At 65.3% G+C, this 9,917-nt stretch carries 8 protein-coding genes; 4 read left to right on the plus strand and 4 right to left on the minus strand.

Annotation, left to right across the window (positions count from 1 at the left end; genetic code table 11):
* The 4 genes from ACYDAT_RS14915 to ACYDAT_RS14930 all read right to left on the minus strand — a co-directional run.
* Nucleotides 1-500: TolB family protein (locus ACYDAT_RS14915; protein ID WP_461451121.1), on the minus strand; the 500-nt coding region annotated here is incomplete at its 3' end.
* A gap of 130 nt (nt 501-630) precedes the next feature.
* On the minus strand, nt 631-801 hold the full coding sequence (locus tag ACYDAT_RS14920; protein ID WP_461440181.1) for a hypothetical protein: 171 nt from the start codon (nt 799-801) through the stop codon (nt 631-633).
* A gap of 135 nt (nt 802-936) precedes the next feature.
* Entirely contained in the window at nt 937-5,157 is a 4,221-nt protein-coding gene (locus ACYDAT_RS14925) for an EAL domain-containing protein (RefSeq protein ID WP_461451123.1), read from the minus strand.
* A 207-nt stretch (nt 5,158-5,364) separates the two neighbouring features.
* Nucleotides 5,365-5,652, minus strand: coding sequence for a type I restriction enzyme endonuclease domain-containing protein (locus tag ACYDAT_RS14930; protein ID WP_461451125.1), 288 nt, complete (start codon nt 5,650-5,652; stop codon nt 5,365-5,367).
* Nucleotides 5,653-6,034: 382 nt separating this feature from the next.
* On the opposite strand from ACYDAT_RS14930, the gene ACYDAT_RS14935 reads away from it, so the two are divergent.
* The 4 genes from ACYDAT_RS14935 to ACYDAT_RS14950 all read left to right on the plus strand — a co-directional run.
* On the plus strand, nt 6,035-6,289 hold the full coding sequence (locus tag ACYDAT_RS14935) for a type II toxin-antitoxin system Phd/YefM family antitoxin (RefSeq protein ID WP_461440652.1): 255 nt from the start codon (nt 6,035-6,037) through the stop codon (nt 6,287-6,289).
* A complete protein-coding gene (locus tag ACYDAT_RS14940) occupies nt 6,282-6,545 on the plus strand; it encodes a Txe/YoeB family addiction module toxin (RefSeq protein WP_461451127.1) in 264 nt (87 codons plus the stop codon). Before ACYDAT_RS14935 ends, ACYDAT_RS14940 begins: the two co-directional genes overlap by 8 nt.
* A gap of 104 nt (nt 6,546-6,649) precedes the next feature.
* Nucleotides 6,650-9,067, plus strand: a complete 2,418-nt coding sequence (locus tag ACYDAT_RS14945; protein WP_461451129.1) for a TOTE conflict system archaeo-eukaryotic primase domain-containing protein — start codon at nt 6,650-6,652, stop codon at nt 9,065-9,067.
* Between the two features lie 649 nt (nt 9,068-9,716).
* A partial coding sequence (locus ACYDAT_RS14950) for a hypothetical protein (protein ID WP_461451131.1) occupies nt 9,717-9,917 on the plus strand: 201 nt, incomplete at its 3' end.

The following is a 9,917-nucleotide window of genomic DNA, read 5'->3' on the forward strand; positions in this document are numbered from 1 at the left end:
AAGAGATCATGGTGCGCGCGCTTGGCTTTCGCGCTCACCCGCGGATTGTCGGGGGTGACGAAGGCGATCGTCTTGCCGTCGGGGCTCCAGGCGAATTGCTCGACGCCATTGCGCGCGTCGCTGATGCATCGGGGCGTTCCGCCGCTCGCGGGGATGGTGTAGATCTCGGCTTTTTGCTTCGCGACTTTGGCGATGAAGGCGAGTGTGCGGCCGTCGGGGGACCAGCGCGGCATCTGCAGATCGCGCATGCCGCGCACCAGCGCCTCCGGTGCGCCGCCGCGGGTGTCCACCACCCGCAGCGTCGTCGCGTAGCGATCGTGCACGAAGTCGGGCTTGATCGTGAGGAAGGCAATGCGCGTGCCGTCGGGCGAGAACCGTGGCGAGGCAAACTTCACCAGCGACCGATAGGCCTTCAGGTGAATCGGCGCCGCTGCCGCCTGTACGCACAGCGGGGCGAACGCAAGCAGCGCTGCCGGCAAGCAGGCAAGATATCGCTTCATCGGTGAGCCTCCCATTTCGGTGGAGTGGTGGTGCGGAATCATGGCTTGGATGGGTGATTCTCTGCTTCAAGAGTGGCATCTTGTGGCGGGCAGCCTGCGTCAGGGTGTGACTGACTATGGACGGTTCACATCAGCGCCCATCGGTTCGATGGTTCCATGCGGCGGCCCGAATGGTCTGCTCGACTTGCCCGAGAAGAGCCCAATCTGGACGAGGATGGGCGCTGCCAAGAGCACCGCCAGCGGCAGCCAAGATGTCCAGCAGGACGATGGTGGGGACGACTTTCAGATAGCGCGATGACATGGGGCCTTCTTGAAGTGTCACTGACGTTCGATTCATCGCGGCTTGGAGAGACTGACAACCACCAGCAATTCTTCCACCACAAACCCGGGTTCTTGATCTCCGGTTTCAGGGGGCGGCTTCAAAAGCGCGCATCAATCAACCGCTTTCCTCGACACGGATCCGCTCCTCGACCAGGCACTGCACGAATGCATCGCGCGCTGCGGCGTAGTCCAAGCTGGCAGGCCCGTGTTGGAGCGCGGCCTGATGCAGAACCCGAAGGATCTGATCCAGCCGGGTTCCCTCGATACCGATCACATCGAGGTAGGACCGCACCCGACATGGCGTGTGAACGATTCGTTCGACCATCGCAGGATCGTCCATGAACATCCGCAGCCGCTCGTCCCGGAGTATGAAGTCCGCCAGTGCTCCGAGTGCGGTGCGAGGCACCATGGGATCGCACGCCCAGCGGAAGCTTCTGCACCAGTCCGCGACTTCGGCGCGCGGCATCGGGCGCGAGAGAGCATACCCCTGACCCAGATCCGCGCCGAGAATCATCGCCGCTTCCACCAGGCCCGGAGTCTCCATCCCCTCCACGACGACCTTGACGCCGAGATCGTGTCCCAGCCGCGTCAACTGGTTCACGAAGCGCAGCGTCCGCAGCGGTTGCCGCGCGATCTGGCGCACCAGCGTCTGGTCGATCTTGACGCGATCAAAGGAAAGGTGGCGCAGCCGGCTCAACGTGCTGTAGCCCGAGCCCAGATCGTCCTCGGCAAGCTGGACGCCCAGCGCCTTGAGCGCCAGCAGGCCGGACTCGGCCTGCGGACTCTCTTCCAGCCACTCCGACTCGAGGATTTCGAGGACCAAGGTTTCGGCTGGACAGGGATATCGCTCCAGCGCCTCCCGGGTGATGCCCACATAGCGCCGGTCGAGCAGTGCGCGCGACGGGAGGTTGACGGCGATACCCAGCGGCAGCCCATCGGCGTCCCACTCCCGGCGCGCCGCGAGCGCCTGCGCCAGCCCCTGGCGATACAGGATCAGCAGGTCGTCCTCGCCGAATGCCGACAGGAAACGGGCCGGCAGGATCAGACCGTCGTCCTCGCGGATGCGGGCCAGCGCCTCGACCTCGACCGCCTGGCCCTGACGCAGATCGATCACCGGCTGGTAGTACATCACCAGGTCATCGGTCGCCAGCTTGGCGCGCCAGCGGTCACGCAGAAGGTAGGGGACCGCCTCGACACCCTCGAGCTTGGGCAGCAACCGCGCCAAGGCAAGATCCAGCAGGCTCTGCACGTGCAGCAGGAACGCCTGCTGACCCGCGCTGGAGAAGCCGCCCACGAACGGTGAGTACAGGGTCAGCACAGTTTCGGTGGTGCCCTGCGGCATGCGCAGCGGGAGGGCTGCATTGGACCGAATGCCCATGCCCAGCGCCACCTCGCGCCACGTGATCGTGACCGGATCGGTGGCATAGTTGAGCGTGCGCTGGATCTCGCCACTGCGCCAGGCACGGCCCATCGCCACGCCGCCCTCCACGCGTTCGGCCTCGGCCCGAATATCCGGGGGCACGCCGCGCTCAACCGCTCGCAGATAGTCGACGAAGGCCTCGCCGCCGGCCACCGCCTCAAACTGAAACCGGCCACTTGCATCCGGTCGCCCGATCGCGCACCCGGCGACTTCGTCGAGGGTGAGCAGGGTATCGGCCACACGCTGGATCAGTTCGAGGTAGCGATCCGCTGACCAGGCGATGGTGCTGATGCGTACGAGAATGCCATCGCGGGCGAGCTGGGCCGCACGCGACCCTTCCAACTGCCACTGGTAATCGAGTGCGAGGCGTCGGTGCATGACCAGCAGCGTGCGTCGGTCGCGACGGGTCAGCGGCGCCAGTTGTTCATCGAGCTGTGCGCGCAAGAGCGCGACGCTCTCGGCAACCCAGGCGTCTTCGATGCCGGCCATGCCATGGATGCGGCCCGCGCGGGTTGCCGCCTGGCGATGGCCATCTTCGCTGAGCGCCGGATCGAGCAGCAGCGTCAGGTGCTCGCGCTGTTTGGCCTTCAGGTGCTCGAACTCCTGCGTGGTGAGCGCGTCCAGGATCTGCGCGGGTCCTGCGTGCTCAGCCAGACGGGCATAGAACGCATCGACGAAGGACTCGGCCCACTCGTGGTGGATGGACTGGATCGGCCCGAGCATGCGCTGTGCCAGCGGTCCATAGGGCAGCAATTCGCTGATGTCGACTTCGACGGGCGACAAGGCAGCCGGCGGCGGCTCAGACACGGGAAAGCTCCACCACTGTGCGCGGGGGGGCTTCTGCGACTTGATCCGATACAGGGCTTGATCGGCCAGGCGCAGCAAGTGACCCGTGTCGGCGCCCTCGTGCAGCGGATAGACCACGATGCCCAGGCTGGCGTGCAGACCCGTGGAGTAGGTGCCGATCACCATGGGCTCGGCCAAGCGCGCCCGCATCCGCTCCAGCAGCGGCGTCAGATCGTCGAGGCTCGCGACGTCCTCGAGCACGACGACGAACTCGTCGCCGCCCAGACGGGCGACATAATCGTGGTCCCGCAGGGCGCCTTTCAGGCGCCTGGCCACGTCGATCAACACCTGATCCCCGGCTTCGTGGCCGAAGCGATCGTTGATCGGCTTGAAATCGTCGAGGTCGAGCATGCCGACCGCGAGCAGCAGGCGATGGCGCCGCGCGCGTGCCAGCGCGCCCTCCAGATGATGCTCCAGCGCACGCCGGTTGGGCAGTCCGGTCAGCGGGTCGTGCAGCGCCAAGTGCTCCTGGCGCTCGTGCTCGAACACCAGTGCCTGCTGCTGATGGAACTGGCGCAGCGCAAGACCCGCCGCCTCGGCAATCTCACCGATGAGGACGCGAAGCTCTGCGGTGAACGTGTCCGGATCGTTTACAACAACCGCAAACACGGCCTCGGGCTCCGCATCCGGCGTGCCAAAGACGGGCCATGCGCCCACCGCGCCGACCCCCTCGAGCACCGTGCCGCGCCATTGCGCCGGAATGGATGGATCACGCGCGGGATGCACCCGGATCACCGGGGTCCGCGCACTGAAGGCCAGGGTGACCGTGGCACTGGTCGTCCCCTGCGGCTGCTTGGGGGGCAGCGGCAAGACACGGGCCGCTTCAGCCAAAGGCCCCATCAGCATGACGCGACGCAGCGTCGGACCTGGATCGCCTGCGCTGAACACATCGACCGCATCGGCGCCGGCATGGCGCACCAGCGCCTCGGCCAACACCCGATAGATCGACAGCGGGTCGGGCTGCTTCAGCAGCGCGGCCTGGATCTCGCGCTGGGCAGCCTGATAGCGCACCAGCCGGTCCTGTCGATGGAGCAGATCCTGGTGGTTCCAGAAAGCAGCCAGCTCCCGCGCGAGACGCTGGGTCCAATCGAGCAGATCGGGGGTGAAGTGCTCCGTCTCCGACGCATAGACGGACAGCGCCACGTGTCCTCCGTCCTGCGTTCGTGCCGCGGCGACGATGCTGGAGCCAAGCCCGCAGCGCCGCGCCCGATCCGCCCAGGGCGCGAACAGCGGATCGCTAAACGCAGTGAGCAATGCCTCGCCCGTGCGCAGCGCCCGCCCCATCGGCCCTTGCCCTTCGGGTCGTGCGGGATCGGCGGTGAGGGCTAGCGTCGTGACGTAATCGCACGCCGGTCCCGCAACCCCGACGACCTGCACCCAGAGGGCCTCCGGTTCGAGCCGGCCGACCCATACCAGCGGCAGGCCCATGATGTCCGCCAGCGTCGAGGCGACCTGCCCCATCACATCCGATCGCTCACGCGGTGCGTCGGCGTGGAGCAGCGGCAGCGTTTCGGCCACGCTGCGGTAAAACTGGTCGCGCGTCTGCCGACCGGTCTCGGCGCGCTGGCGCTCGATGAAATGGCCAATCAATGCCGCGATCGATTCGGCCAGGCCGATCTCGTCCGCGGCAAACGGCGTCGCGCGTGCCCGGGTGTCGCTGAAGCTCAGGGAGCCGAAGACGGCGCCATCCACCACGATCGGCGTACCAATGTACGCCTCCAGCTGCAGCCCGCCATAGGCCGGATGGCTGCGCATCGGCTCGATCGCGTCGGTCCCGGCATGGGTCAGCGTCTGGCGCGAGGTGACGACCGCCGCGCACCAGGTATCGCCCAGTGGATAGCGATGGCCCGGCTGGATCTCGATCAACGGCGAGTGTCGGTCGAGCACCTCGTAATCGTCGCCCCGGATCCGGCCCACGATGCCGGTCGAAAGCCCGAGTACCCGACAGCCGACGTCCAGGCATGCGGCCATGAAGGCATCCCGATTGTCGAAGTGCTCCACCAGCAGGCGGTGCAGCGCCGACAGGCCCCCATGCAGCGCAGCATCAACAGGGATTGGGGGGCGAGGCATCCGTGGATACTCCCAGAAGTGATCGCACCATCAGGCGGCTTCAAGTCCAGAGTACAAAAATTCACCGGCGATCGCCCGAGCACATGCGCGAGCGCTTCGTTGCGCGCCGGGTATGGATACCGCCTCATGGAATCGGCGCGAGCATGCGATCGCATCGAGATCAGCGGTCAGTGCGCCAGAACGATCGATTCTCGTCGATCACATCCACTACGGCGTTGCCGCCGCCCACAGGCCTGACAGCTGCTCCGCCTGCTCCAGCACGGTTTGCGTGGCTTTCTCCTGCTTGTCGGGCGGATAGCCGTACTGGCGCAGGATGCGTTTGACCAGCACGCGCAGGTTGGCGCACACGGTCTCGCGCCGGGTCCAGTCGATGGTGACGACACGGCCCAGGCGTTCGCAAAGCAGCCGGCGCAGGGCCTCGTTGCCCAGACTGCCGCCATCGGCGGGCAGAAACCGCAGCAGCGACGTGGCGAGCGGATCGGTGGCGGCGGCCATGCGCAGGGATTTCCTGAAGGGATGCACGCAAGGATAGTCACTCGAGTCGCAGGGCGTGCGACCAGTCGTCAATCCGGCTCACCTCGAAACTCCGGCTGCTCAGCGGTCAGTTCCGCGTGCGGATCCCGCCCGAGGTGCACCGGGCACTGGCCGGTGCAAGCCGCCGCGCAAGCCGCAACCGCCTCGCCAGCGCCAAGCTGGCGAGCTGACCTCGCTCGCCGAGCATAAGCACACCGACGCACAGCGCCGGCCGCCGCGTCGGTCATCGTGCCCAGCGCGGTGTCAACCCGCCGCGTGTACTGGTGCACAAACACGGCCTGTTGGCTTCAACCACGGCCCGTCGAAACTTCATTATACTTGTACCACTCACCGGACAAGTCCTATGCGCGTCGTCAGTTTTTCCGAGGCCCGCAACAACCTCAAGCAAGTCATTGACAGCGTCGTAGAAAATGCCGACATGACCGTGATCACGCGCCGCGATGCGCCCGATGCAGTGGTGATGTCGCTGGACACCTTGAATAGCTGGGTGGAGACGGTTCATCTGCTCAAGACCCCGGCCAACGCCGCCCATCTGGCGAAATCGATCGGCCAGTTGCGCAAGGGCAAAGTGCGCGCACGCATCCTCGCCGATGCCTGATCGGCTGCTCTGGACGTCGGCCGCTTGGAGCGACTACCTGTACTGGCAGGGGCAGGATCGCAAGACCTTGAAGCGCATCAACGCGTTGATCCAGGATGCAATGCGCCATCCGTTCGAGGGGATCGGCAAGCCCGAGTCATTGCGCGAAAGCCTCGCCGACTACTGGTCGCGGCGCATCGATGATACCCAGCGACTGGTCTATACCGTCGAGGCCAATGCGCTGGCCATCGTGTCGTGCCGCTATCACTACGCCTGAGTGGCAAGCCTTGCGGCATGATCATGCGGATATCCAGCAAGCACAGAACCTCGGCTGGGGCTTGGGCGGTGACATGAATGACGTTCTGTTCGAGTACGGGATCGATGGTTGAGCCTGATTCCATGGCGGCGCTACAAGCCGAAAACGCCCGCCTGATCGCGTTGCTGGAATCGCGTGGCATCGATTGGCGGCTGCCAACGAAGCCCGCGCCGCCGGCGCCGGAACCCGAGCCGTCGCGTCTCTCGACGCAGGAGAAGGTGACGCTGTTCCGCCGCCTGTTCCGTGGCCGCACGGATGTCCACGCGCTGCGCTGGGAAAGCATGGCATTGGGCAAGTCGGGTTATTCACCGGCCTGCGCCAACGACCGATTTACCCGCAAGATCCCTGTGCATGGCGACGCGGCCCGCAGCGCGCGAGCCGGCGATGGTGCGAGTGCATCGCGCGCCGAGGCTTGCCAGAAGCCGCGCATCCAATGCGCCGACTGCGCGCATCGCCTGCTGGTGCCGCTGTCGGATGCGGTGATCCATGACCATCTGGCCGGCAAGCACACGGTCGGGGTCTATCCATTACTGGAGGACGATACCTGCTGCTTCCTCGCCGTCGATTTCGACGAGAGCGAATGGCGGGAAGACGCGCGCGCTTTCGCGCAATCGTGCGACGCACTCGGCGTACCGGTCGCCTTGGAGATTTCCCGATCCGGCAATGGTGCTCACGCCTGGATATTTTTCAGCGACAGGGTGTCGGCGCGCAATGCACGGCGCCTGGGCACGGCCCTCATCAGCCATACCTGCGCGCGCACGCGACAACTGAAGCTCGACTCCTATGATCGCTTGTTTCCGAATCAGGACACGATGCCCAAGGGCGGCTTCGGCAACCTGATCGCCCTGCCGCTGCAGAAGAAGCCGCGTGAGCACGGCGGCAGCGTGTTCGTCGATCATGACCTGCGCCCGTGTCCCGACCAGTGGGCTTACTTGGCCTGCATCCAGCCCATGGCGACCCACGATATCGAGCCGACCATCCTGCGTGCCTCGGGTGGCGCGCATCCGCTGGACGTGACCTTCATCGATGAAGAGGATCTGGCGACGCCCTGGCAGCGAGCCATTCCGGCGCAGCAGAAACTATCGGGTACGCTGCCGGACACGCTGGCGGTGACGCTGGCGAATCAGCTCTACTTCGAGAAGGCACGGCTGCCCCAGTCGCTGGCCAACCGCCTGATCCGCCTGGCCGCGTTTCAGAATCCGGCGTTTTACAGGGCGCAAGCCATGCGGCTGTCGGTGTGGGACAAACCCCGCGTCATTGGCCGCGCCGAAAACTACCCGCAACATATCGCGCTGCCGCGTGGGTGTCTTGAGGCCGTGCAGGCATTGCTGACCGACAACGGCATCCGTTGCGAGTTGCGCGACGAGCGATACGCGGGTGAGGCGATCGCGGTCGGCTTTGTCGGGACACTGCGCCGCGATCAGGAAGCAGCCGCCGTTGCGATGCTGCGCCACGACGCGGGCGTGCTGTGCGCGCCGACCGCCTTCGGCAAGACCGTGATCGCCGCGGCGATGATCGCGCGGCGCGGCGTGAGCACGCTGGTGCTGGTGCATCGCACCGAATTGCTGAAGCAATGGCAGGCGCGTCTGCAGGCCTTCCTTGGCGCCGGCAAGGGTGTCATTGGCACCATGGGCGGCGGCAAGGCCCAGCTCACGGGCAGGATCGACATCGCCGTGATGCAGTCGTTGTCGCGGCACGGTGACGTCCACCCGCTCGTGGAACGCTACGGCCAGGTCATCGTCGATGAATGCCACCATGTGGGCGCGGTGTCGTTCGATGCCATCCTGAAGCGAACCAAGGCGAGGTATGTGCTCGGCCTGACCGCGACGCCGATCCGCCGTGATGGCCAGCAGCCGATCATCTTCATGCAGTGCGGGCCGATCCGGCACACGGCATCAAATCCGGTCGGTGCTCCACGTGATCTTGTGGTTGTGCCACATATGCGCGATGCACGCATCGATCTCCCCGTCACGGCCGGCATTCAGGATGTGTTTCGACACCTTGCCCACGACGCGGAGCGGACGGATGTCATCGCAACAGAAGTCAAGCGTGCCCATGACGCGGGTCGCAAAGTACTGGTGCTGACCGAGCGCACCGACCACCTCGACGCCATTCAGGCCGCTTTGGATGGAAGGGTTCCGCCGCCATTCGTTCTGCACGGCCGCATGTCCAGGAAGCAGCGCGCGGCGCTGATCGCGGAGCTGGGCGCACTGCCGCCTGATGCGCCGCGCATTCTGCTGGCCACCGGCAAGCTCGTGGGCGAAGGCTTCGACCACCCGCCACTCGACACCCTGGTGCTGGCGATGCCGGTGTCGTGGAAAGGCACCTTGCAGCAATACGCGGGCCGCTTGCACCGGGAACATGCCAGCAAGAGCGATGTGCGCGTCATTGATTTCATCGATGCCGGCCACCCGGCGCTGCTGCGCATGTGGGACAAGCGCCAACGCGGCTACCGGGCGATGGGGTACCGGGTGGCCTCGTAAGCAGATTGACGAGAAACACCCATCGCTGCGGAGGTCGCTCATGGTCAAGATCTATCAACGCTCATTCGATGTGGGCGTTGACCCTGACGGGCTGCTGTCGCCCTGAGCACTGAACAATATGTCTGGACTGCTGCCGGTCGGTGAGACGCGCAGGGGCCGCGGCGGTGTCGCGAGCAGCAAGGGGAAACTAACTCGGCGCGCGCTGAGTCCATTCGCATCCGAGCTTTCAGCGTGAACCGTGGCGCGCATGCGCCTTGCCCGTAGCGCAGGCGTCGGGCTGAACTCATTGTTGGCGGCTGAATTTTCGTAGTCCTCGCCCCAATCCTCGGCGTGGGTGCGGTCTCGCGCATGGCGTGCAGCGCCTGCTGAACATCCTCCGTGGACGTGCCGGGCTGGAACGACGGTCGTTGGACCCATTGCTGCAGTGACGGTTCGGCCTTGTGCAGGACAGTTGCTCACGGCCTGGGGCTGAGGAATCCCGTTTGAATTGACCATCTTTCGACACACGAGTCGGTAGTTACGTTCGAACTAATATTAGTTACGGATCAATCACATTAAATATGGGCTCTGTAAGTTGACAGAAATATCAAGCCCCCGTAAGAGACATGAACCTTGCCTGTCTGTTCACATCTACTCCCGGGAGAGATTCATGCGCTGTTTTGTTCCTGTTCTGCTTGGCGGATTGCTTCTGGCATCCCCGGCATTCGCTGCGCAGCAGAGCGCCACTGCGATCCCGGCACATGCGCAAGCCAGCGCGTCGATGTCCAGCGCCGCGCTGCACGAAGGAGCTGGTGGCATCTCAAACGCCGGATGGATGGCAACCAAGCCGGTGCTGGCCAGGCACGCCATG

This window comes from Metallibacterium sp. (genome assembly GCF_054637675.1).